The sequence below is a fragment of the Dyadobacter fanqingshengii genome, from assembly GCF_023822005.2.
In the GTDB taxonomy this organism is placed as follows: domain Bacteria; phylum Bacteroidota; class Bacteroidia; order Cytophagales; family Spirosomataceae; genus Dyadobacter; species Dyadobacter fanqingshengii.
The window spans coordinates 3350520-3376597 of sequence record NZ_CP098806.1; the positions used below are offsets into that span (position 1 = coordinate 3350520).

The 26078-nt window shown below is 45.4% G+C and carries 17 protein-coding genes; 3 read left to right on the forward strand and 14 right to left on the reverse strand.

The features are described 5' to 3' along the window. Positions 1–15: 15 nt before the first annotated feature. Positions 16–987, reverse strand: a complete 972-nt coding sequence (locus NFI81_RS13990; RefSeq protein WP_234611835.1) for a ComEA family DNA-binding protein — start codon at positions 985–987, stop codon at positions 16–18. A gap of 106 nt (positions 988–1093) precedes the next feature. Next, the gene (locus NFI81_RS13995; RefSeq protein WP_234611834.1) at positions 1094–2137 is read right to left on the reverse strand and encodes a DUF4097 family beta strand repeat-containing protein; all 1044 of its coding nucleotides are present in this window, start codon (positions 2135–2137) and stop codon (positions 1094–1096) included. A gap of 101 nt (positions 2138–2238) precedes the next feature. On the opposite strand from NFI81_RS13995, the gene NFI81_RS14000 reads away from it, so the two are divergent. Then, complete coding sequence (locus NFI81_RS14000; protein ID WP_234611833.1) at positions 2239–2469, forward strand: hypothetical protein; 231 nt, start codon at positions 2239–2241, stop codon at positions 2467–2469. Positions 2470–2494: 25 nt separating this feature from the next. Here NFI81_RS14000 and NFI81_RS14005 read toward each other — a convergent pair whose 3' ends face one another. From NFI81_RS14005 to NFI81_RS14015, 3 genes are all read right to left on the reverse strand, one after another. Next, complete coding sequence (locus NFI81_RS14005; protein ID WP_234611832.1) at positions 2495–3901, reverse strand: GH1 family beta-glucosidase; 1407 nt, start codon at positions 3899–3901, stop codon at positions 2495–2497. Between the two features lie 42 nt (positions 3902–3943). Continuing rightward, complete coding sequence (locus tag NFI81_RS14010) at positions 3944–5440, reverse strand: T9SS type A sorting domain-containing protein (RefSeq protein ID WP_234611831.1); 1497 nt, start codon at positions 5438–5440, stop codon at positions 3944–3946. 541 nt (positions 5441–5981) lie between these two features. Then, the gene (locus NFI81_RS14015) at positions 5982–6551 is read right to left on the reverse strand and encodes an RNA polymerase sigma factor (RefSeq protein WP_234611830.1); all 570 of its coding nucleotides are present in this window, start codon (positions 6549–6551) and stop codon (positions 5982–5984) included. Between the two features lie 147 nt (positions 6552–6698). Between NFI81_RS14015 and NFI81_RS14020 the strand changes: the two genes are divergently transcribed. Both NFI81_RS14020 and NFI81_RS14025 read left to right on the forward strand, forming a co-directional pair. Continuing rightward, positions 6699–8021, forward strand: a complete 1323-nt coding sequence (locus NFI81_RS14020) for a hypothetical protein (RefSeq protein ID WP_234611829.1) — start codon at positions 6699–6701, stop codon at positions 8019–8021. Positions 8022–8027: 6 nt separating this feature from the next. Further along, complete coding sequence (locus tag NFI81_RS14025) at positions 8028–8954, forward strand: serine hydrolase (protein WP_234611828.1); 927 nt, start codon at positions 8028–8030, stop codon at positions 8952–8954. Positions 8955–8994: 40 nt separating this feature from the next. On the opposite strand, the gene NFI81_RS14030 is transcribed toward NFI81_RS14025, so the two are convergent. The 9 genes from NFI81_RS14030 to NFI81_RS14070 all read right to left on the reverse strand — a co-directional run bounded on the left by NFI81_RS14030 (position 8995) and on the right by NFI81_RS14070 (position 26007). Then, on the reverse strand, positions 8995–10203 hold the full coding sequence (locus NFI81_RS14030; RefSeq protein ID WP_234611827.1) for a hypothetical protein: 1209 nt from the start codon (positions 10201–10203) through the stop codon (positions 8995–8997). A 111-nt stretch (positions 10204–10314) separates the two neighbouring features. Next, positions 10315–10602 (reverse strand): hypothetical protein, encoded by a 288-nt coding sequence (locus NFI81_RS14035; RefSeq protein ID WP_234611826.1) that lies wholly within the window; start codon positions 10600–10602, stop codon positions 10315–10317. Between the two features lie 57 nt (positions 10603–10659). Further along, positions 10660–13059: an ABC transporter permease gene (locus tag NFI81_RS14040; RefSeq protein WP_234611825.1), complete on the reverse strand. Its 2400-nt coding sequence runs from the start codon at positions 13057–13059 to the stop codon at positions 10660–10662. A 151-nt stretch (positions 13060–13210) separates the two neighbouring features. Further along, positions 13211–14713 carry a capsule assembly Wzi family protein gene (locus tag NFI81_RS14045; protein ID WP_234611824.1) on the reverse strand — a complete coding sequence of 501 codons (1503 nt, stop codon included), beginning with the start codon at positions 14711–14713 and terminating at the stop codon, positions 13211–13213. 100 nt (positions 14714–14813) lie between these two features. After that, the gene (locus tag NFI81_RS14050; RefSeq protein WP_234611823.1) at positions 14814–17231 is read right to left on the reverse strand and encodes an ABC transporter permease; all 2418 of its coding nucleotides are present in this window, start codon (positions 17229–17231) and stop codon (positions 14814–14816) included. A gap of 11 nt (positions 17232–17242) precedes the next feature. After that, the gene (locus NFI81_RS14055; protein WP_234611822.1) at positions 17243–19663 is read right to left on the reverse strand and encodes an ABC transporter permease; all 2421 of its coding nucleotides are present in this window, start codon (positions 19661–19663) and stop codon (positions 17243–17245) included. A gap of 12 nt (positions 19664–19675) precedes the next feature. Beyond that, the gene (locus NFI81_RS14060) at positions 19676–21178 is read right to left on the reverse strand and encodes an ABC transporter permease (protein WP_234611821.1); all 1503 of its coding nucleotides are present in this window, start codon (positions 21176–21178) and stop codon (positions 19676–19678) included. A gap of 32 nt (positions 21179–21210) precedes the next feature. Beyond that, on the reverse strand, positions 21211–23589 hold the full coding sequence (locus tag NFI81_RS14065) for an FtsX-like permease family protein (RefSeq protein ID WP_234611820.1): 2379 nt from the start codon (positions 23587–23589) through the stop codon (positions 21211–21213). A gap of 36 nt (positions 23590–23625) precedes the next feature. Next, on the reverse strand, positions 23626–26007 hold the full coding sequence (locus NFI81_RS14070; protein ID WP_234611819.1) for an ABC transporter permease: 2382 nt from the start codon (positions 26005–26007) through the stop codon (positions 23626–23628). Between the last annotated feature and the right edge of the window lie 71 nt (positions 26008–26078).

The window sequence follows — 26078 nt, forward strand, 5'->3', positions numbered from 1 at the left end:
AAAGGGAGCCATATCTCAGTCAAAACGAAGATATGGTTCTATTTTTTTGAGCGTAGCCTTATCCACAACCCGCACTTTGCTCAGATCATCAACCGCCTGAAACGGCCCGTGCTGATTGCGGAAATTGACAATGGTTGTTGTGATTCGTTTGTTTTTGAAATAAGCATGTTTGCTTAATTCCTCGGCAGTAATGCTGTTAATGCTGATCTTTTTGACGTCGCTATTCACCTTTCCATATCTGTGAAGTTCCGCCAGTGCGATGGAATCCAGGCCAAAGATTTCCGCATATTGCTCCGCAGAATGAAACCCGCCTAGTGCATCCCGAAATTTCAGAATGCGCAAGGAAAGCTTGCTTCCAATTCCTCTCAACCTTACAAGCTGCGTCGTATCTGCGGTGTTAATGTCAAATGCTACGATAACCGGCTTTGCAGGCTTGCTGAATGTTGGCGCTTTCTTGTTTTCGGCTGATGTTTCTGTTTTGCTAATGTGTTTTCCGGGAACATTAGCAGGAGCAATGATCATATGTCTTTTCAGTTTGTGAAAGAGCTCAGCCGGGAAGTCATAAATGTTCAGTAAGTCTTCCTTCTTTCGAAATTTGCCTCCCTTGCTTCGGAATTTATCAATTCGTTTGGCGAGAAATGCAGGAATTCCCAGCCTTTCAAGTTGCTCAATGGATGCTGAATTGGGATCAAAATCGAAAAGCTTGACAGGTTTTGCCGGCTCTTCTGCAAATGTCTTCTTCGGAAACCGCTTGAATTTCCTGATTTTGGATTGGTTGGCTTTTTCAAGCTCGTTGGCCAGGCTATCCAGCATTTTAAGATTAACAGGCTGTTCCTCAATAGGCAGAACTGGCAGTAAAAATCGTCGAAAAACAAATGGAAACCACAGTAACACAAGGCAAAGCACCATGAGCACCAATGCGCCTCTTGCCTCCTTTTTTGAAATACCAAAATACGATTGCAGCTGATCTGCGATTTTACGAAACATAGGTCAAAGCGATGAATTTATACTTTGACGCAGGTTTTGGAATTTGGTCACAAAAAAAAGCTGCGAAAACGCTTTCGCATCTTCGCAGCCTTCCCTATTTATTCTGTTATTGATTCACATAGACACTTCCGCTGCTTGCTGAAAGCGTAACCGGAATGCCGCCGCCATTCATTTTACCACGAACACGATCTTTGCCAGCTTCTCCATCGAAGTTTTTAAGCGCGATATTGACTTTATTTCCTTTCAGGTCCAAGTCAACGCCTTTGTCCATGGGCATCGTAACGCGCACGCTTCCCGCCGAGCTGGAAAGATCCACATATTCGCCTAATTTGGCCATTTCAACTTCAATGCTGCCTGCGCTGGTGCTAGCTCTAATGCTTCCAGAAACATTCGCCAGCCTGACAGAACCACCGGATGTGCCTGTGTTCAGCGCACCTTTGATGCCATCGCCTTTTACACTTCCGCCGCTGGTGCGTGCTTCAATGTCGCCTTCGAGGCTATTCAATAAAATGCTGCCACCAGAAGTTTTCAGCTCGATTTTGCCTGTAAGTTCGGTTGCTTTGATGCTTCCGCCGCTGGTATGGAGCTCAATGTCTTTTTTGCAATTGTTCGCATCAATGCTGCCGCCTGATGTCCTTCCACGGATTACGCCGTCCAGGTCAGACACTTTCAGGCTTCCGCCGCTGGTTGCAAAATTTTGTTCGCCACTCAGCGATGCGATGTGAATGCTTCCGCCGCTCGTTTTGAGGTTTGTAGTCGTATTACGAGGCGCCGAAACTTTAAACCCGATGGATATGCTCTTTTTGTTGTCCCATTTTACATTGTTTTTCCGCTTTGCAGTCGCCACAACGCGGTTTCCCTCTGTGCCGATCAGAATGTCGTAGTCTTCCAGGCGGTCTTCAATATCTTCTTTGCTAAGGTTATCACTCCCGTTCCAATTGTTAGGTCTGACATACATTTCAACCTGAAATCCGCTACTCTGGCCACCGTTCACAGTAATGGACCCGCCGGAAGTTTCCACGGCAAGTTCTTTCAGATTAGCGCTGTTGAAGTTTTTGGTAACATAAGGCTTATCATTATCGCTTTGCGCCGTTACAGTGCCTGCGGTAAAAAATGTAAGCATTATCCATAGTAGTTGTCTCTTTCTCATGTCTAATATGATTAGGTTTTGACAAATGATGTTAAAATTGGCTGTGAGGTTGCATGGCGGTACGATTTTTGGAATAATATATTCAATTAAAAAATGAGACTATGAAAACCTTTCACATTGAAGTGACGAATGAATCAGAAGAGGAACTGATTACGAAAATTCTTGAAAACCTGCAACAAAAAGGGATGATCAAGTTCTCCGAAGCGCATGTTAACGGTTCAAGCGACACCAGTGTGCCGGCATCCGAGGAGCAGGTTCAGGAGATCATTGACGAAGCCGAGCTTGGCCCCTATTATTCCGAAAAAGAAGCAAAAAACATTCTGAATTTATAGTTCGACCGACATTACTTGCAGTGTTTCAGTCTTTAAGGAAGGAAGAAAACCATTTACCCGAATCTTTAATGATGCGCTTTTGGCTTTGAAAATCCACATACACCAGGCCAAACCTGGCGGCGTAACCTTCTGCCCATTCGAAATTATCCATCAGTGTCCATGCCAGGTAACCCTTCACATTGACACCCTCATTTTTTGCCTTTAAAATTGCGTTCAGATATTCCTGATAAAACGATGTGCGTTCAAAATCATGAACCGCATTTCCTTCAACATTATCCTGATATGCAGCACCGTTTTCTGATACGATAATTTCCCGGATGCCTTCATAAGCATCAAATTGTTTGAGAATATCATACATCCCGTCACCACTGACCTCCCAGCCCATAGCAGTTATGGGAACATTTCTGAGTTTCGCTGGCACTTCTTTCAGCCAAACCACGGGCGCCAAATAGGAATGTTTTACCACGACGCTGAAATAGTTTTGTATTCCAATAAAATCAAAGTCAAAACGAAGTCGTTCGGCGTCTCCGGCGTGCATGTATTTTTTAATGTTTCCTAAAAAACTGAAAGCGTCCGCCGGGTAACCCAGGCCTAATGCGGGTTCGACAAAAAGGCGGTTCATCAGCGCGTCGGCGCGTTTTGCAGCGCGTACATCTTTCAGATCCGCGCTCGCTGCATGTACATACGAGCAGGAAATTGCCGTTCCGATATAAGCATCGGCGACATTCCTCCTAATTACTTCACCGCCAATCGCCTGACACATCGCCAGATGATGCACAACAGGTAAAAAATTGCCGATACTCTTCCTCCCTGGCGCATGCAGGCCCGTCGTATAACCCAGCCCCGCAACGGCCATCGGCTCATTCAGGATGATCCATTTTTTCACGCGGTCACCAAATGCTTTGGCGCAAATGGTCGCATACGATTCAAACCATTCCAGGATTTTCCTGTTTTTCCATCCACCCAGGTCTTCAAGACCTTGTGGCAAATCCCAATGATAAAGTGTGATCCAGGGGACAATATCAAGAGACAGGCACTTGTCAATCAACTTGTTATAAAATGCAATGCCTGCTTCATTCACCTCGCCAAAGCCTTGGGACAAAATGCGTGACCAGGAAATAGAGAACCGGAATTCCTTGAAGCCTAATGTGCGGACAAGTTCGATGTCGCTTTCGTAATGATGATAAAAATCGCAGGAAATGCTTGCGTTATCGCCATTTTTGATCTTTCCTTTAAGCCTGGCAAACTTGTCCCATACGCACGGCCCTCTCCCATCCTTATCCACTGCGCCTTCTATCTGATAAGCAGCTGTGGCCACTCCCCAACTGAAATCATCGCCAAAATCCTCCTTACTGAAATGAATGTCCCCGGTCACTGATTCAACATTAAATGCCGGAAAGTTAGTAACATATTGTAAAAAAAAGCCCTCCATCCGATATTTACGGGTGAAGGGCTTACTCTGATTTTTAATAAATTATCTTACAATAACGATTCTCCGTGTTAGCGATCCGTCATTAACTTTGATCAGGTAAGTGCCTTGATGTAGTTTTCTGACATCAATCGCATTCGTTGCGTCAGGAATTGTGGTCAGAACAAGCACGCCCCTCTGATCGTAAAATTTCACATTGGAAATGGCCTCACTGCTGCTCAATACAATGTGATCCGTAGATGGATTAGGATAAATCTTCATTTGCGCATCCCCATCAAAATTCAGGCTTTTGATCGTGCTGAATGCGAACGTGCCGTCCTGGTCAACCATTCTCAGCCGATACAGGTTCGTAGTCAGAGGATTAGTGTGCGTATAGGTGTATGGCACCAATTCTTTACTTTCACCTTGTGCCACAACAATGTCGAGCACCGTCCATTTCTTGCCATCGCCGCTGTGCTCAACTTCAAAATGGTCCGAGTTGGTTTCAACAGTTGTCGACCAGGTAATCGTCGCAACAATCCCTTCTTTTTTAACATCAAAAGCGGATAATGTTACGGGAAGCGGAGGGCCGGAGAATGTAAGGCAGCCCGCGTCAACAGCCAGGTAATCTTGTGTGCCTGATCCTTTGATACGGATTACAGTTGTATTTGGCGGAATAGCGCCGGCGATAATGTATTTCTGCATCCCTACCGGCTCAGCATTTACGAGTTTATCGATCTGTTGTGTCAATGTTCCCAGCACTTTATTGGAACCGTCCAGAAAGATCACCTCGATTTTCTGGTCCCTGTTCTCTTTCACAGCTGCCCATATACTCAATGTTACCGAGTTGCCGAGAGAAGATTCGAAAGCAAAATCCTGGGAAAACGAGCCATTTCCAGCCAGAATAAGGCTTTTGGAGCCGCATACCGGGAAGATTGCATCCGTAAACACATGTCCTGTTGTAGCCCAGTTGTTTGTTCCGTTTTCAAAACTTTCGTTAACAAGCTGGTTGTTGTTACAGGTTTCGCAAGTTGGAGGTGTTACCGACATACAAGCAACATCAACTTTAAAATAACCGCCGCTGGCATAAAAAGCGAAACGCACTTTTACCGCATCTGCGGGAGCAGCGTCCTTATTGAGTGCGTATTTTTCCAGTTTCCCATTACCTGTAACCTGATAATTCATGTCAACGGTTACGCGGGCACTTTCTATTTCATCTCCATTGCTGTTATAAAACAGCAGATAAAACTTGTGGGTTTTATCTTTATTATGTGTTCCGCCATAAACGGTCATGTTAATGGCACTTCCGCCTGCGATCTGCACATCCTGGTAAACATAACCGGACTGGTCGATCAGGCCATTCTTTTTTCCGCACATATTGTATGCGTCGTCCGTCTTGAAAGTGGTTCCTTCGGATTTTTTCCAGGCGTCCAGCGATTCAAAGTTTCCGTCTTTAAGTGCATTCTCTGAATCCTTGCATCCGCAATCGTCAGTGGCGTAGGCATTTCCGGCAAGTCCAAGGGTTAGTAATAAAGAAAAAATGAGTAAAGTAAAGTTTTTCATAACGTAATTGATTTGTAATTAATTAGCTGTAATAGCAAGTCATTAAAAGTAAAATCTACGTTACAAATGTATAGGTGAGATCAATTCAAAATATCACTTTTTTTATATCACATAGGAGTTAAAATTAGGTCTAAGCCAAAATTCAAAAGTATTATTACCGAAAATTCAAAAGTACTATTACACTATTATTTGTATTAAATGGTGTGCTGGTGTTGATTAAATTAAATGGGATATCTCAAACTTGTTGGCAGGTTGAACAATGGCAGTCCATGATGCAGATATAACTATTTAAAGTTTCTCAAAACCTGGGATAGCAACGATACAAGAAACCTCGGCCATGGTGAAGACTTGGTTGACAAACCACTTCTACAACTCAGGCCGGAAGAAAATAAGAAATATTTCGAAGAGAAATTGGTGAAGGAAATTCAGCTCAACGTTTTCTGAGCATTTAATTCGTGTAGCGAAAAATCAGGTCGCATTGAGAAAATTCGACAAAGAAATTTTTAGATTTTATGCTTTGTAAATACTGTGAACGTGAATGTTAGGCAAAAATTGCTTCCGGAACATCGACGGCAAATATATGCCGCAATTCCTGCAACGCCTTGCGAATCCTGGATTTGACTGTTCCCAAAGGTAAGCTCAGCCGTTCTGAAACTTCTTCATGCGTATAACCCTGGAAGTAAACCATTTCAATCAGCAGTTTGCGCTCAGGTAGTAAGCGGTCTACGATGGATCGCAAATCCATGGTAGCTGGCAGCGGATTAAATATGGCGACGGAACAAAGATCTCTGTCCCGAACCGATTCCAGGTTGATAATTTTATCTTTTTTGATCTCAACACGCAATTTGTCAATGGCGGTGTTACGGGCAATGTTTAAAATCCAGGTGAATAATGTCCCTTTTTCAGGGTTATAACTTCCAATATTTTTCCAAATTTTGAGAAACGTATCCTGCATGGTGTCACAGGCGCGCTCTTCATCCTTTACGATCTTGATAATGATTCCATACAAAGCCGGAGAATAGTGATCATACAGATATTCGAAGGCACTACGATCGTTTGATTTCAGGAGGGATGTCAACTCTTGTTCAGTGTAGATGTTCCTGGCAGTCATATAATTGATTATTATCTGGGTTCTTTACTCCGGGATTGAATCCGCACGTTTGGATATTTATTAATACTGTTCCAGTTCTGTTTACGATCAATCTGTGTAATTTACACTCAATGTGGGAACTGGTGTTTTATCTAACAGCGTAGCCTAATGACCATTAAAAGCATTTTTACATGCATTGTTGTGTGTATAATTATCGCCTGTTCGTCAGAAAAACAGTCTGAAAATGATGAGGCAAGGTTAAAAGAAATCGGTCGCAAATATGTGGTGCTTGGTCTTACCATAGGCCAGTATGATCCCGACTTTGTGGATGCATATTACGGGCCGGATTCACTCCGGCCAAAAGCTGTCAGGGACACCTCTGCTTTCCCCAAAGACAGCCTGATCCTCCAAGTTTCCGGTTTGCAAAAGCAAATCGCCGAACTGGTTGCAGCCTCAACCAATGACACCATCCGCTCCCGCGCCGACTGGCTCGCGTCACAATTGACCGCATTTGAGCGGAGAATAAAAATCTTTTCAGGTGAAATCGCCCCATTTGATACGGAATCAAAGGACTTGTTCGATGCCGTTGCACCGGTATATTCTGAGAAACATTTCCAGGATCTGATCGCCAAACTGGACGGTATTTTACCGGGAAAAGGCCCTCTTCCCGACCGGTTCCAAAAGCTGGCGACGCGATTTTTGATTCCAAAAAACAAAATCGACACTGTTTTCCAGGTGGCGATAGCCGAAGCCAGAAAGCGCACATTACAACATTATACATTGCCTCCGGGAGAAAATTTCAAGCTGGAATATGTGACGGACAAGCCGTGGTCGGGATATAACTGGTACAAAGGCAATTACCAAAGCCTGATCCAGATCAATATCAGTCAGCCTATCTTTATCCAAAGGGCCATTGATCTGGCTTGTCACGAAGGCTATCCAGGCCATCACGTTTTTAATGCGCTTTTGGAAAAAAATGTTTACCGGGACAAAGGCTCGCAGGAAATTTCGCTTTATCCCCTTTTTAGTCCGCAGTCGCTGATTGCAGAAGGAAGCGCCAACTATGGCATTTCCATTGCTTTTCCCGGTGATGAGCAGGAACAGTATTGCAAGCAAGTGCTGATGCCGGTAGCCGGCCTGGATACAACTGGCATACATGCTTATTTTGAGGCGGCCAAAATCGGTTCAGCACTCAATTACGCCCGAAATGAGGTGGCCAGAGGACTTGTTAACAAGTCCATGACTGACAAAGAAGCATTGCGCTGGCTAACAGACTATTGCCTGCTTACTGAAAAAGGCGCTGCGGATTATCTCAGGTTCATCAAAAAATACAGAAGCTATGTGATCAACTACAATTACGGACAGGATCTGGTCAAAAGTTACATTGAAAGAACGTCCGGCCAGGATTCTGAAAAACGCTGGAAAGCATTTGAAAAATTATTAAGTAACCCTATGAAAGCCAGCGATTTGATGGCTCAAAAGAAAGAATAATAATAAATGAGAAATTGTCTGCTTTCACTCCTTCTGTTTTCTGTATCATTTGTAAAGGCTCAGCCTTCCGCCGTTGGCAAAACATCCATGGACCATAAGCTCGTTAAAAAGCTGGAAGAAGCAATGGCCGGATTCAAAGGGGAAGCAGGGATTTATGTGCGCAACCTGAAAACAAACCGCATTGCCGAAGTCCACGCAGACTCGATTTTCCCTACGGCAAGCATGGTTAAGGTGCCTATTTTGTGTGGGATTTTTGATAAAATTAATCGCGGTGAAGTCGCATTCAACCAGGAACTGGTCTATCGCGATTCGTTGAAATACGACAATGGCATTGTGGGATCATTCCGGGATAGCACCAAGATTGCGTTACCGAAAGTTGTGCATTTAATGATCTCGCAGAGTGATAACACGGGCAGCCTTTGGCTCCAAGCGATGGCTGGTGGCGGCGCAACCATTAACCAGTGGCTGGACAGCAATGGATTTGGCAACATCCGAGTCAACTCGCGCACACCCGGGCGAAAAGAAAATCAGGCGAAATACGGCTGGGGACAAACCACACCGCGGGAAATGGCCGAGCTTGTTGCTATGATCCGCAATGGTAAGGCGATCAACCCGGCGGTTAGCGAGCGCATGTATCGTTATTTGGGGATGCAGTTTTGGGACGGAGAATCTATTTCGCAAGTTCCGCCCAACATCAAGATCGCAGCTAAAAGCGGAGCGGTTAATCAGGCCAAGTCCGAGGTGCTGGTCATTCACGCGCCGCACGGGGATTATGTGTTTTGTGTGGCAACAAAAAACCAGCAGGATCAGGCGTGGGAAAAAGATAATGAGGGTTATGTGCTCATCCGCAAGTTATCTGCCATCATCTGGAACCACTTCGAGCCCAAAAGCGACTGGAAACCCTTGCAGGAATCTGAAAAATTCTGGTTTTAAAAACCTTCCGGACCATGCGGCCCGAAAGGTTTTATCATGGCTAATGACTTTCGTCGGACTCAATGCCCAGCACGCTCAAACGATAAGGCGTAGCCGAAACTTTGATTTTTTCAACCCGGGAAAGATCGTCGGCATTTATCCGCAGCAATTCTCCGCTTTTGGGCTGGGTAATGTATATAAACCGTGTCGTTGCTTCCAGTTGAGGCTTTTGCGTTTCATCTTTGGCCGTAGCCGGGATTACGGATCCATTGTTCTTCACTGAATTCGTTCTTAAATCGAAAATCCGCACTTCGCCACTGTGCAGTAGTGTAACCAGATTATTTCCGGCGTAGTCCACTTTTGCCTGCATAATGTCGGCATTGGCTAAAATCGGTGTCACCGTATTGGCAACGATATCAATCAGATATGCGCCCCTGGCGGCTGTGAATCCGATGAATTTTCCAGCTCCTCTTGCTTCCAGGATTGATCCAAACCATGCGTCACCAAAGTCGGCCGAATGGGCGATTAATCTTTGTTTTCCGCTGGGTTCCACAACCAAAATCCCACTGGAAGAGCCAAATAATGAAACCGTACCATTGGTGGCGTTGCCGTGAATTCCCTTTGTTTGAAGTGTAGAGGCGAAAAGTGTTTTGCCGGAAGCATCAATGATCTTCACGCGCTCGGGCAATGTGCCTGCTACTGAGCCGTCCTTCTCCGTAACGGCATAAGTGCCGTTGTCAAACTTCGTCATAGCGCCGTGATGGGCAATGTTTCCGGTGTTGATAATAGTCATTTTGGCTCCGGGCGTGTGAAAATCGGCCTCTCTGGCGATGGCCAGCGTTCCATCTCCATCATTGAAAGTAATGATCTCGTCGCCTTTGCTTTTGAAATGCGTCGGCTTGTTTCCGGTGAAGGTCAATGCGCCAAATTTGGGCGTTCCTTTTACATCCACATGGTCGCCGTGACCCTCAAAACCAGTGTCAAAAAGCTGCACGAAGTTGTTGGCTCCGTTAACTAACGCACCGAAACGGCCCGCCTGCGTTCCATACAATGCTGATTTCGGAAACTGGGCTTCAAACTTTTCAACCGTCAGCTTAACAGGATCAACAAGGGAAATCTCTTTACTTACCTCATCGTTTACCAGGATACGGATGAATTTAAATTCGCTTTGCGCGACGGGATCAACCTGATTATCATCATCCGTGTCGCAGGAAGCAAGCGCGAAAACAAGGCCAAGTGTCAGGAGTGTTTTGAATAAATTCTTTTTCATAAAAAAATCTTTAAATGCAACAATGATGCAAATATAGAATCATGAGATTCAATAATGCAACATTGATGCAAATAAAGATTTCGGAAATAATAAGTTGTTTTATCCCAAACCCTAAGCAATCGCCTCCCTGAGGAGATTCCGGCTTTCTTTTTTGACAAAAGTAATAGGCACGAAATCGTCATTTGGTGCGCCTATGTAGTAAACCGTCCATTCCGGATCGTGATGCGAAAGCATTTCGCTAATGCAATCGGCACGGTGCGCGACCGGATTTGAGCAGTCCTCCCAATAAAAAAGCTCAACACGGTAAAACAAGTTTTGTTTCATACCATTGATTGTTACTTCAACTTTGATCTCCTGCTTGCCTTGAAGCGGTGGGATGGGAATGGCAATATGGCTCATGATTGTTATAGATTAGAAATTCAACATAGCTGAGGTATTTAGCAATGAAAATCTGATTCACTCACTTCGTAACGATTTTACGGGATTTGTCAATGCCGCTTTAACGCTTTGAAAGCTGATGGTAAGCAATGCAACCACAACAGAAAGTGCCCCGGCCAGCGCAAAAATCCACCATTCAATGTCGATCCTGTACGCAAAATCTTTCAGCCATGTGCTCACCGCCCACCAGGCGACGGGAGTAGCAATGATAATCGAGACGATGACAAGCTTTAAAAAATCTTTGGAAAGCAGCGCAACAATGCCCGCCACAGATGCACCCATTACTTTACGCACACCAATCTCCTTAATGCGACGCTCTGCCGAATAGGAAGCCAATCCGAACAGGCCCAGGCAAGACACAAAAATAGCCAGGCCGGCAAGAATGCCCACGATCTCACTTACCTGACTGTCTGCCTTATATAAAGTTGCAAAATGGTCGTCCAGAAATGAATATTCAAATTCCTGCTCAGGCACAATGCTGTTCCAAACCGCCTGAATGCCCGCGATAGCCTGTTTTGCATCCTTACCTTTTATACGCACAGACATTTCTTCATAACCCCAATCTTTCTGGTTAAAAAGACAAAGCGTTTCTATTTTATGATGCAGTGAATTGAAGTTAAAATCCTTGGCAACGCCCACAATCACACCCGCCGAATCCATGCCTGAAAAACCAAAATGCTTTCCTATCAAGGTTTGCAGCGTTAATTTTGGCTGATCCTTCAAAAGCTCCCTGGCCAGCGATTCATTGACAATGTAAGCCTTTGCATTGTCGGCAGCATCGTCGCGGAAATTCCTTCCGGCAATGATTTTAATTTTATATAAAGACAAATAATCCGGATCCACAACCACTTGGGAAGAAGCTATTTCCTTTTGCGGGCCGTCGCCATGAAATGTCACGCCGGTCTGGTGGAGGTTATTGCCCAGCCGTTGCTGGGAACCGGTGACGCCGGACACAAACGAACCGGACAGCAATTCTTGTTTAAGCGCCTGATATTTAGGGCCGGACTTCGAACCGAGCGGAATGATCACAACTTGCTCCTTATCAAAACCAGGATCTTTTTGCTCCATATAGCGCAATTGCTTGACCGCGAATCCCGTGGCAATGATCAAAAAAATGGCACTTGAAAATTGTGTGATTACCAGCACATTCCTGAAATTGGCTTTACCGGTCTTCAATGTGCCTTTCAAAACCATAATCGGCTGAAACGACGACAGAAATGCGGCCGGATATAAACCTGAAAATATCCCGATCACCACTGTTCCGAACAAGATGCCGAAGAGCAGCGAAGGATTGGTAAAAAAAGCAAAATCGAGCTCGCGCTGACTGAAATTGCTCACGGCGGGAATTAACAACTTCACCATTAAAATCGCCAGCACCAATGCCATGAAAGCAAGCAAAATGGACTCGCCGATAAACTGCCCGGCCAGTTGAAACCGTTGGGCTCCAATAGACTTCCTGATTCCGACTTCCTTGGCTCTGCCCGTAGAGCGCGCCGTGGACAAATTCATAAAATTGACGCAGGCGATAACCAGCACAATGATGCCGATCACCGAAAATATGTAAGTATAATTGCGATCGAACTTCTGGTAATTGATGTAATCGTGGGTTATCTCCGTGGATCTTCCGTGCACATCGGTGAGCGGCTGCAGGAAAAGCTCATAACTGCTGGCGCCTTCCTTGCTCATATGTCTGCCCAGGTAAGCGGGGAATTTCTTTTCCAATGCGGCGATGTTGGCGCCGGGAGCTAGTTCCAGGTAGGTTACCAGCCAGTTGCCGCCCCAGTTATTCATATAATCCGGCTTGATGATCGTTTTGAAGGAAAACAAGGCGTCAAACTGCAAGTGCGATGTAGGCGGAACATTTCTCATCACACCGGTCACTTTGAATGTGAGCGTATCTCCTCCACAATGAATGATGGACTTTCCGATCGGATTTTGATTTCCAAAAATACCCGCCGCGCTTTTCTCAGAGAGAACGACCGTGTTAGGTTCTCTCAGCACATTTCCCTTTTGGCCATCTATAAGCTCATAATCAAACATTTCCAAAAAATTCTCATCGACCCACAGCGCACTGGCCAGCTCGGTTTTTTTCTCCTGATACAGCAGCGCGACGTCATCAAACTTTCGGATGCGAACGAAATTCTTTATTTCCGGAAACTCATTTTTGAGCGTGGGGCCCATAGGAAACATGGAAAGGGCCACTTTTTGAGGCGCCACCATCCCTTTGAACTTCTGGACTTCATCGAGCCGGTAAATGTTTTTGGAGTGGAATTTGTCAAAACTATTTTCGTAAAAAACGAAAACCATGATGAGAATGCAGGCGGCCATTCCTATCGCAAGGCCAATAATGTTGATCCCGGAAAAGACTTTATTCTTCCAGATATTGCGAAAAGCAATTTTCAGGTAATTTTTCAGCATATAATGACAGGAGTTAGATAAGGGGTTAGCAACAAATTTATGCCACTCACAACAATGCGCTAACTATCAACGCCTTACATGCTTAAAAACGAACAAAGTTGTCCGAAATCGGACAACTTTGTTCGGCTGTGAACAGCTTATATTTACGTTTCTACCAGCTTCTTTTTATGCCAAAATAGCCGCCGGCACTATTCACGAAAAGATCCCCGTTATCAAGGCCCAATTTGGCTATCAGCGTGGTCCTTTTTAGGCTAGGAAACGCATATTCACCAGCCAGATAAGTGGATAACTGGCCGCGTATGGGGCTAAATTCTTGTCCCGGCATTCCGAAGTTGCGGCTGTAAGAAACCTTTAAAGTAAGCGAAAGCACATTCCGCCAACCTCCCTGCACGCCCGCATACCAGACATTGACGCGGTTACTCGGAAAATAGCGCGTACTCGTGGGATTCGACTGATCCATATCCTTACCAGGCACAATAAACGGTGTGCCGACGGTGCGGTCAAAATAGGACCAGCCTTTTGAATACTGGGAATGGTTGAAATAATTGTCAGCACCCTGGTAAGTGCTTCCTGGGATGTAAAATGAGGATCCGGACTGGTCTTTTGTTGTCAGGAATTCGAGGGTAAGGTGCGTTACTGCGAAGCCCGCATTATTTGGTAATGATCTCATTTTCAAATTAACGCCAAACAAGCCATCCGGCACATTTTTGAAAAGCATGCTGGAAACATCTTCAAATGGATGCTGATGGTAGACAAAAAGCTGCTTATCGTCAAGCTTCGTTTCAAAAGCAAAATCGTAGCTTCCCAAATGATTCCCCAACCGGTAACTGTCAAATGATCCATAACCGTTTTTGGTAAACCAGTTTTTAGAAGTATAAGCCAGCACCACATTGGGATAAAACTTCCAGGAAGATGGCAATTCACCATTCAACGCTAGTTCAGGATGTTTTTTCAACTCCTCGGAATGACCTGCCCAAAGCACATTATGGTTGAGCCCGAAGTAAAATTTACTTTTGGACTTAACCTTTCCCAGCCTGAAATAGAGGAATTTTTGATGCAACCTGACGCCTTTGATATAATCGGCATCAAACCACCCGTGCGAGAAACCAGCATGTACTGCCAGAAAATTGCGCGTAAATTTTAGCGGAACAAACGTGATCGTCCCAATTTGCACCTTCGGAATCGGCAAAGCGTTGCCCGAACCTGCATAAAACCCGGAGGATAATGTTGTATCGCCCAAACCCATCATCTCCCGCCGTCTCCCTGCATATATTTCCAGCATTTTAAACCTTGCTTTCACATGCGCCTCCGGCAACAGGACGTGGAACTGATCCTGGTCATTATACGTAAGCACGGGATTCACTGCAAATCCCCAATCTGTCTTTTGCGGACGATTGGAAAGGCTATCGAAAAAAACGTAATCTCTACGGAGCGAAGCTTGGATTTGTCCTGCCGGACCGGTCATGGGCGCAATGCCAAACTGGTTGGTACGCAGCCAGAAAGGGGTCGTTTCTGGGGATGAAATGTAGGCACCGGCTTCAAGTCCTGCTTTCAAACCTAAGGGCAAAACAGGGCCAGTTTGCGCATTCACGCGCAGACATTGAAAATAACAAAGGCAGATAGTGGTGTAAAAAATCAGTCTGAACCTGAGCATAACGCACTTAAATGAAGGATTACCCTGCAAGATAAAGACCTTTATACAAATACTTTCTACCCATAAATTATTTCAATATTATTAAACGGTGTTCCCCCTCCTATTCGCTTTTTAACGTTTTTACAGGATCAAGCAATGCAGCGCGAATGGCCTGATAACTCACGGTTAACAGTGTGATTATCAATGCACCTATGCCTGTTCCGGCAAAGATCCACCAGGACATTTCGGTCCGGTAAGCATATTTCACCAGCCATTCCTGCATGGCGTACCAAGCGATTGGCGTTGCAATGATCGCCGCAATGATCACGAGCAGGATGAAATCCTGGGACAGCATTTGCCAGAGATTCCGGACGGAAGCGCCCAAAACTTTTCGGATTCCAATCTCCTTCGTGCGTTGCTCGGCTACAAATGACGCCAGCCCGAAAAGTCCGAGGCAGGAAATAAATATTGCCAGCGAGGCAAAGAAACCGGCCAGCTTACCCATCCGTTCTTCGGCACGGAATTTCGCATCATATTCCTGGTCTGCGAATTTGTATTCAAAAGGGACAGTTGGCGTGAGTTGTCGAAACACCGACTCAATTTTAGGCAATGCAGCGCTGGCATTAACCTGATTGTTGAGCCTGATATTGATCCAGTTGGGCTCACCGAACAGGAAAAAAACGCTCGGCGCCACTTTTTGGAAAGGAGATTCCATTACCATATCTTCCACCACGCCCAGGATCCTGAAATCCTTTTTGACATCATTCGTCATCCAGTGACTTTGCCAGCTTACCGTCTCACCCACAGGCTGTTTGAAACCGAGTAATTTTGCTGCTGTTTCATTAATGACGAATCCGGCAGAATCAGAAGCGAGATTTTTGGAGAAATTCCGACCCGCAACAAACTTCCATTTCACCACGTTTGCATATTCCGGCGAAACAGTTAATGTGCTGAAACCAGGCGGATTTTCCATGGTCATCCCTTTCCAGCTGAAACCGCCGTTCTGCGACCAAACATCCGTAACAGGGCTTTGCGACAAAGCAACATCCTCCACGACGCCCGTTCGCTTCAACTCAGCACTGATCAGCTCTGACTTTTTATAAAAATCATCCGACTTCATTTCCACCATTAACAAACCGTCACGCGAATAACCGACCGGACGGTTTTTGGCAAAATTCACCTGACTATAAATGATAATCGTGCAGATCACAAGTGCAATTGAAACCGTGAACTGCATAACAACCAAGATTTTACGTGGTATAGAAGCAAAACGGCCAACATGTACAATGTTCCCTTTCAAAACTTTTACGGGTTGAAAAGAGGTGAGATATAACGCAGGATAACTTCCCGACAAAATCCCTGTAATGAGAATGAACGCAATGCTGGTCAGCCAGAAGTATCGATTCGTGGATGGCACGCTCATTTCCTTGTCAGACAGGTCATTAAACCACGGCAACGACAAATCCAATGCGACCATGGCAATGGCAAACGAAAGCAATACGATGAGAAATGATTCGGTAAAGAACTGCCCGATCAGTTGCCAGCGCAACGAACCGATTGCCTTACGGATGCCCACTTCCTTCGCCCGCTTTTCAGACCGGGCCGTGCTCAGGTTCATGAAGTTAATGCAAGCCAGCAACAGCACAAAAAAGCCGATTATTCCCACCAGCCAAACATATTGAGCCGGACCGGAATCCACTTGACCCTGTCTGAAATTGGAATAAAGATGCCAGTCGCTCATGGGGTGCACCCACATTTGCGGATTTGTTGCGGCCTCGTTCTTCATATTGTCCAGGTGCCGGATCACATTCAATTCCGAATCTTTGATCGCCGCCGAAGCTTTTGCAAAGTCTGTCCCGGGTTTAAGCTCCACATAGATCGTCAATGCATGGTTATCCCATTGCTTTTCACGCATGTAAGCATTTTTAGCAACAAAATAATCCCAGCTGCCAAAGAACTGGATATCGTAAAACTGCGAGTTTTTCGGGAAATCGGCATAGACGCCCGAAACTTTCAAGGGCAGATCTGCATTAACGGTAACCAGCTGGTTCATGGGATCACGCTTCCCAAAAAGCGCTTTCGCTGCCGAGGTAGACAACATTACCGACTGCTGATCCTGTAAGCTGGCCCACGATCCGCGCAGCATTTCCAGCGACAGCATTTCCGGGCCTTCCGCCGCAATGAACTGCCCTTTTCTGTTCAGCTTCTTCTCACCGACAGTCAGAATGCTCTCGCTGGCGTGTGTGGATGGCACGATGCGACTGAAACTTTCACTATAATTTGTTTTGAGCTCCCGGACGGACGGGTAAGGAACCGATTTTGACGTTTGCAATTCACCTCCAAATACCTGATCCACAACGACCATCCCGATGCGATCGTAGTTTTTATGGTTTTTATTGAATGATAGCTCATCATAGATCCAAAGCCCGGCGAGCATAGAAACTGCCATTCCTATGGCCAAACCTCCAATGTTAATGGCCGAGTAACCTTTGCTTTTCAGGAGGTTCCTGAATGCGATTTTGAGATAGTTTTTAAACATGGCTATTATTTTTATTCGCTCTTCAAAGTTTTTACCGGGTTCGCCAACGCGGCCTTGATGCTTTGGAAACTAATGGTGATAAATGCAACCAATATTGCCGCTATGCCTGCTACCACGAAGATTTGCCACGAAACAGTGGTTTTGAAGGCGAAATTTTCCAGCCATTTATTCATGGCCCACCAGGAAATGGGTGTCGCGATTAAAATGGAAATGAAAACCAGTTTCAAGAAATCTCCGGAAAGCAATGTAGTAATGCCCAAAACGGAAGCGCCCAGAACTTTCCGGATTCCAATTTCCTTGGTGCGCTGCTCAGCGGTGAAGGTGGCCAAACCGAATAATCCGAGGCAGGCAATGACGATGCCGATGAGCGAAAAATATTGGATCAGCCTGGATGTCCGTTCTTCCTTTTCGTAGTTTTTCTGAAAATCATTATCCAGGAAGGAATATTCAAATGGCGAACCAGGATTCACTTTTTTCCAGGCATCCCCTATTTTCCCAATTAATGCGCCATAGTTGCTGCCCTGCACATCCACGATCATGTAAGTATTTGTGGAGCTGAAAAATGGAGAAACCGTCAATGCAAGCGGCTTGATCTCCTGCTGCAAAGACTCAAAATGGTAATCCTTAACCACACCGATAATGGTCATCACTATTTTCCGGTCGTGAAAATCGGAATATATCTTCTTCCCTACTGCATTATTAATGTTGTAACCGAGCTTTTTGATCGCGACTTCATTCAAAACCAACGCATTGGAATCTGCCGTAAATCCCTTTGAAAACCCTCTGCCTTGCACCATTTGAATGCCCAATGTTTTGATATAATCATTGTCAATATTCGCGAAACTCACATCTACATTTTCCTTCATAGTTTTGCCTTCGGCGTAAAAAAGCATATCCAGGACATTCTCGATGCCCGGATAAGTGGAGCCGACGGCGGAAGACTTTACCTGCGGAATGTTAGCAATCTCGTTTTTAAAAGTCCGGTAATTTTGACCGGCTTCCGTTGTTTGCAAAGGCAGAATCAACTTCTGGTTTTCGCTGAAACCCAGGTTCTGGTTACGCAGATAATCCATCTGCTGACTGATCAGAATCGCACCAAGGATCAGCACAATTGAAACGGTGAATTGAAAAACAACAAGTCCTTTGCGTACAAAAATGGCCGGAACATTGTTTCTGAACCTCCCTTTTAATGTCGCGATCGGAGAAAAAGAAGAGAGATAGAAAGCTGGGTAAAAACCTGCCAGCAAACCGGTTATAATGGTCAAAGCAAATAAATAGCCGTAGATTTCGGGATGTTGCAGCAGGGTTAATGTCTTATTGGTCAGCTGATTAAATAATGGCAAAAGCAATTCGAGGAACGGCAGCGAGATTAAAAGCGCCAACATGCTCAGAAGCAGTGATTCCCACAAAAACTGCCCTACCAACGCACTTCTTGCCGCGCCCACCACCTTTTTAATTCCCACTTCCTTGGCACGCTTTTCACTTCTCGCCGTGCTCAGGTTCATGAAGTTAATGCAGGCGATCAGCAACAGAAACGCGGCCACGGAGCCAAAAATGTACAGATGTTTGACATTTCCATTCGGCGCAATTTCAAAATCGAAATTTGAATAAAGATAAATGTCCTTCAATGGCTGGATAAACAGCTTTTTGGAAATCTGCATCACCTTGAAATCCGCCGCGCCATTCCGTTTCAGAAACGCACCCAGTTTTCCTTCGAGTGCAGCCGCCTGCTCTTCGTTTTTCAGTTTAAAATAAGTGTGAAAAATATTGTTTGAAGCCCAGTCAGTTTGTCCTTTTGCCCATTGGCCCACATCGCTGTTGTTCATGGAGAGCAGGAGGTTTGCGGGAATGTGCGATTTATGACCATTATTCCGGAGCACACCTTTTACCGTATACGCAGTGACCGCAAAGGGCAGATTTACGTTAATGATTTTATCGACGGGATTAGCATTACCAAACATTTTGCCGGCAATTTCCTCTGTAATAACGATTGAGTTAGGCTGATTTAAAGCAGTCTTCTGATCGCCGTATTTGAAATCATAAGTGAAAATCTGGAAGAATGTTGAATCGACGTAATAGCCATTCGTTTCGTAGAATTGCTTTTCGCCCGTTGCGTTTTTTAAGAGAAATTTGTCAATGCCCGGCATCCTGAGCAGCCGGGTAACCTGTTCCACTTCAGGAAAATCGCGCTTCAATCCAGCTGCCAGTGGCCCGGGCGCCGCAACCCACTTGTCGCCCTGCACATCCGACGCCACCCGGAAGATCCGTTCGCCATCCACGTGATGCTTGTCGTAGCTGATCTCGTCCATCACATACAAAGTGATGAGTGTGCAAGTGGTAATGCCGATGGCCAGCCCGAACACATTGATCGCACTATAAACCTTGTTTTTCAACAGGCTTCGCCAGCCAATTTTCAAATAATTTCGTATCATAAGGTTGTTGTTTTACTCGCTTTTCAAACTCTTCACCGGATCCATTAGCGCCGCCTTAATGGCTTGATAACCAACTGTGATCAAAGCCAATACACAAATCGATGCCGCAGAAATAAGAAATACATTAAAGCCGATCTCGGCATGATAAGCAAACTCCTGCAACCAGCGGTTCATGGCCCATCCTATCAACGGAAAAGCAATGATCATTGCGATCACGACGAGTTTGAGGAAATCCACGGAAAGCAGCATCGTAACGTCTTGCACGGTCGCTCCAACGACTTTTCGGATGCCAATTTCCTTCTGGCGGCGTTGCGCCGTAAAAGCCGCAAGCCCGAACAATCCGAGGCAGGAGATCAGGATAGCAAGTCCCGCGAAATATTGAGACAAAATACCTATACGCTGCTCAGAAGCATATAATGCATTGTAATTTTCATCCAGAAACTGATATTCAAACACATTTCCCTTGTAGAAATCGGTAAATGTCTGGTTGATCCGGGCAATGGTCTGCGTTTCGGCACCAGCCAACGACCTCCGCATGGTGCCAATTGCCTTTTTAATCCCCACTTCTTTCATCCGGCCCGACGCTTTGGCGGTGGACAAATTCATAAAGTTAATGCACGCGATTACAAGGATAAACAACGCAATGATGGAGAAAAGCCGCACATAGGTAATCCGTCCGCCCGCCTGAACGCCGTTTTCAAAATGGCCATGCAAATATTTGTCCGAGAATTTGACGGCTAGCAAAGTAATGTCAATGCTTTTGTCTTTGGTAGCGAGAAACTTTTTGATCTTGGCATTAAACTGCTCATTGTCTGCTCCTTGCTTCAAAATCACATATGTGCTTGGATCGCTGTTTGACCAGGATTTCATACTTTCCCGCTTGGCTACATACAGATCGAAGTTGAACAGGAGGTCAAAGTGTTCTGTGGCGTTGGCGGGATTTTCCTTGAAAACCAGGCCGATGTTATATATGCCTCCAAATTCGCCATGCTCCCATTGGATGCTTTTACCGATAATGTTGTCCGCAGTATGAAACAGTTTCAGCGCCAGCGCGTTTGAAATCCCAATAGTTTGGTTGTCCCTGAAAAGACTTTGAGGATCGCCGTCGATAACAGGGCAAGTGAAGACATTGAAATAATCTTTTCCTACAAACTGCCCGCCGGCTTTCAGGTGCATATCTTTAAAAGTGGCAGTTCCTTTGTCTGAAAACCAGGACGCTGGAAGGACCGTCACCGCATTTTCGACCTCGGGAAATTCAGTGGCTAATGATGTGGCAAGCGGGCCGGCTGTGTGGTGGATCGTTTTGATGCCGTCCTCGCTTTTGTGATTTGCCATGACCTGATACAACCGGTCGTCCTTTTCGTTGTATCTGTCGACGTGGAGTTCGTCATTCACCCAAAGATAGATCAGCAATGTGCAGGCCAATCCTGTGGAAAGCCCGATCAGGTTGAGCATTGTAAACTGGCGCTCCTTCAAAAGGTTTCGCCAGGCGATTTTCAAATAATTCTTGATCATGGCAGGCCTGTTTATTGATAATCACTTTCTTTTTATCTCAGCGTTTTCACAGGATTCGCAAGCGCGGCCTTAACGGATTGGTAACCAACCGTCAGAAAGGCAATAAGCACTGCCAGCACTGCGGAAATGGCAAAAATCCACCATTCAATGTCAATTCGGTATGCAAAATCCTGCAACCATTTGTTCATAAAATAATAGGAAACCGGGCTGGCAATGACAATCGCTATGACCACAAGCCGCAGAAAATCTGTTGACAACAATGTGGTTATGCTCGCGACAGACGCGCCCAGAACTTTGCGAATGCCGATTTCTTTGGTGCGCTGCTCAATGGAAAATAATGCCAATCCAAAAAGTCCCAGGCAGGACAGAAACACGGATAAAAGTGCAAACGTGGTCGTCAGATTGGAGGCCAGCGCTTCCCTTTTGTAAAACCCTGCGATTTCTTCATCGTAGAAACTATATTGGAATACATTCTCGGGAAACTGTTTCTGCCACACTTTCATAATGTCCGAAATCGCAGAAGCGCTGAGGTTTTGCAATTTGATACCGGCCGTGCGGTAATGTCTTTTGGAAGCATAAATGACCGTTGGCTCAATGCTGGAGTAAAGGTCTGCATTATTGAAGTCGGACAGCACACCCACGATAACGCCGGTTTTGTTATCCATATCACCCACCAGCAAACGCTTATTCAGCGCTTCATCGGGTGATTCTAAGCCCAATGCCTTAACCAGTTTGCTGTTTACCAGCAGTTCGCTGAGTGTATCCGACTGAACAGGATTGCGCCCGGCGATGAGTTTTAATCCGTAAGTGGACACATAATGATTGTCCGCCACTCTGGACCTGGCCACAAATTTTTCCCAATCTCGGTTTTCAAATTTAATGCTGCCGCCATTTCCGGCTTGTGAAGAAGGTGGGTTTCGGAAAAATGAAATGCTGGAAACTTCTTTGATTCTCCGAATTTCATTGCTAAGTGCTGCAATTTTCGCGGTTTGCGTGTCCGGCAATCCTACGTGCAGAATGAGATCTTTGTTTAAACCTAAATCTTTGTTTTTCAAATATCTCGATTGCAAAATGATCACCATTGAAACAGCAATCAGAACAAACGAAATACTGAATTGTGTGACTACAAGCCCTTTTCTGACCGAAAATGAACCTCGTTCATTTGCTGCTGCTAATCCTTTGATCGCCCGGACTGGATTTAAATTGGAAATGACCAAAGCAGGATAAATCCCCGCAACGCAAACAACGAAAAACAAGAGTAAAACACTGAATGCAAGCAAACTGAAATCAGCCAAAAGATTTATTTCCAAGTTGATTTCCAGCCAGTTGCTGATCATTGGAATCAATAATTTGGAAAGAATAATAGAAAAAACGAATGATATGATGCTGAATAAAGCCGCTTCGTGAATGAAAAGCCAGAAAACCTGCAACTGGGAAACTCCAAGCACTTTCCTGATCCCGACTTCCTTGCTTCTCTTGAAGGACTGCGCCGTTGAAATGTTGATGAAATTGAAACAGGCAATGAGTATCAGCAGCAAACCAACCGTTGCCAGCATCACAATGGTGTAATATTTGATCTTACCGCCATAATTCATGTTGAAATGGACGTCCGAAAGCGGCTGCAAATGATAATGGAACACGTTGCTGTCGGCACTGTGGATCTTCTTCGCAAATCCGATCAATTGTTTTTCCAAAGCCACCTGATCCTCCGCGGAACGCAGGCTTACGAATGTTTCCCGGTTGCTGTCGATCCACCCCCAGTCATCATAACCGTATTCCGGAACCAGCTTTTCCAAGGTCGGAAGCGATACGAAAACGTCCTTTTTGAAGTCGGTTTGTTCGGAAAGGTCCCTTATCACACCGGCAACCGTCACATTCTCAGCATTATTAAGCCGGATCAAGCGGCCTATTGGATTGGATCTTCCAAAATATTTCTGCGCATAACGCTCCGTGATAACGACCTGATTGGGAACATTCAGAACAGCCGCATTGCCCGCAATAAATTGATAATCAAATATTTTAAAGAATTCAGAGTCTGTGAAGGCCGCTGATGACTTTTCAAAAAACCTTTTGGAATTACCCGGCTGTTCAATGCTGACCGTCAACTCACGGTCCGCCAGATAAGCCGCATACATCACATTGGCAAACTCTTTCCTGAGCGTCGTATGCAACGGAAAAGCAGAGCCGCGCTCGTGCTCGACAGAACCATCTTCCAAATGCAGGTCTACCACCATCCGGAAAATCTTATCGGCATTGGCATGGTGCCGGTCAACCCCCAAATGATAAGAAACCAGCTGAAAAATAATGATCGCCCCAGCCATACCAATGCCCAAACCGGTCATATTGATGGCCGAGTAAACCTTATTCTTCACCAAATTCCGCCAGGCAATCCTAAAATAATTTTGCAGCATATTCAGTCATTCAGTCATTCACTCATTCAAAATTGACTACTCACTCCTGAGACTCTTCACTGGATTCATCAGCGCTGCCCTGATACTCTGAAAACTAACGGTCGCAAAAGCAATGGCGGTGGATAAAAATGCGGCTATCGCGAAGATCCACCAGTAAATGTCTGTTTTATAAGCAAAGTTTTCCAGCCAGCGATACATTCCGTAGTAGGCTATCGGTGAGGCTATTACAAATGCAATGAGCACCAATTTCAGAAAATCCTTTGACAACAGTCCCACAATGCTGCCCGTAGATGCGCCCATGACTTTCCGCACGCCAATTTCCTTTGTGCGCTGCATGGTGCTGTATGAAGCCAGGCCGAGTAATCCGAGGCAGGAAATGAAGATCGCCAGGATAGCAAAATTGAAGAAAAGCTTCTCAAAACGTTCTTCGCTTCTGTATTGTCGGTCAAAAAACTCGTCCATAAAATAGTAACTGAATGGCCGGTTTGGCATGATAGTCTTCCATTTTTGCTCCACAGCCGCGACGGTTTCTTTAATGTTGCCGCCGTCAATTTTGATGGAAACCAGCTCGCTGCCGCGTGGCTCAATGCGCATTGTCAGCGGCTTGATTGTTTCCTGCAACGACCGGAAGTGAAAATCTTTGACAACACCCACAATCTTGCCCTCGCGGCCCCATTGCTTAAACCTGCGACCGATAGCCTCCTCGGGCGAACTGTAACCAAAGAGCTTCACAGCCGCCTCGTTCATTACCATCGCCTGTGTTGTGTCTGTTCCAAAATCCCTTGAAAACGGACGTCCGGCAGCCATTTTCAGGCCAAATTGTGGAATATAGTCAAAGTCAACAAAGTACAGATCCAGGTTTGCGATCTGTAAATCGCCGCTCTTATTCTCAATTTCTGAATATGCGCCCGGATTGCCGCTGCCCGGCACGCTGGACGACGCCGCAGTCGATTTCACACCCGTTAAATCCGCCAGTGATTGCTTGAATGCATCTTTCTTGGGATCGCCCTGCGAGTTTACGATCATCATCTGGTCCTTGCTAAAACCAAGATCGCGGTTGCGCATAAAATCCATTTGAATGTAAACCACGATCGTAGCAATGATCAATGCAATGGATATCGCGAATTGAATGGTTACCAATGATTTTCTTAATAAAATACCTTTTACACTCGTGGTAAAACGGCCTTTTAAAACCACTACGGGTTCAAATGACGATAGCACCAGCGCAGGATAAATTCCGGCCACTATGCCAATGAGAACAGCCGCAACGAACATTCCGGCCACGAAAGGCATATTATCCAAAATCCCGGTGCTGATCACTTTGCCGGAAAGGTTATTAAACAGCGGGATCAATGCGGTGGAAAGCACAACTGCAAATACAAAAGCAATTAAACACAAGAGAATGGATTCACTGATAAACTGTCTGGCAACGAGCATTTTAGGAGCGCCAACAACTTTCCGTATCCCTACTTCCTTCGCACGTTCCACAGAACGCGCCGTGGTGAGGTTCACAAAATTAATGCAGGCGATCAGCAAAATAAATATGGCCACAACCGAAAACACATACACATTGTTCATGCTGCCGGACTCCGCCGTATCCCGTGTTGATTTCAGATAAACATCTCGCAACGGCTCCAAAAAGAGCGTGTAATACATTTGCGATTCTTTCATCGTCTTGCCTGCACGCCTTTCGAGGAACGCTGGGAATTTCTTTTCAAGCGCTGTTTTAGTGGTTCCGGGAGCGAGAAGTAAGTAAGTTGTCGCGCCGAAATTCCCCCATTGATCATCGAGGCCTTTGTTGAACCGCTGCGTCATCGTGGTCATCGACACGAACATATCGCCTTTGATCTGCGAATTTTCAGGAATGTCTTTCATCACGCCCGTTACCTTGGCCGGTAAGCCCTCGCCTGAAAGCAGCAAGGTTTGCCCGACAGGATCTGCGTCCCCGAAATACTTTTTTGCCGCTTTTTCCGTAAAAACAATGCTTAACTGATCCTTTAAAGCGGTTTTAGGGTCGCCTTTAATGAGTTTGAAATCAAACACCTGGAATAGGGTTGAATCCGCAAAAACCGTTTTCTCTTCCTGGAATTTGATGTCCCCTTTTCTTACCAAGAAACTTCCGCCGCTCACGCGCGTAAACGCTTCTACTTCGGGAAAATCACTTTTAATGCTTGGGGCAAAAGCCCAGGACGTGATGCCTGCATTAATGGTCTCGGAAGGCGTCTTAATGTCCGTTACCAGCCTGTAAATGCGGTCCGACTTGGTGTTGAACGCATCATAACTCAGCTCGAAGTTGACATAAAGAAATATCAGAAAACAGGCCGACATTCCGACGGTCAGCCCCATGATATTAATAAAAGAGAACACTTTGTGTTTCCACAAATTCCGAAGGGCAATTTTGAGGTAGTTTCTAAACATGGCGACGGTTCGAAGATTTTTAAGGAGCGCCAGCTCAACGCTCATCGGACTTTCAAAACATATGTGCCAAA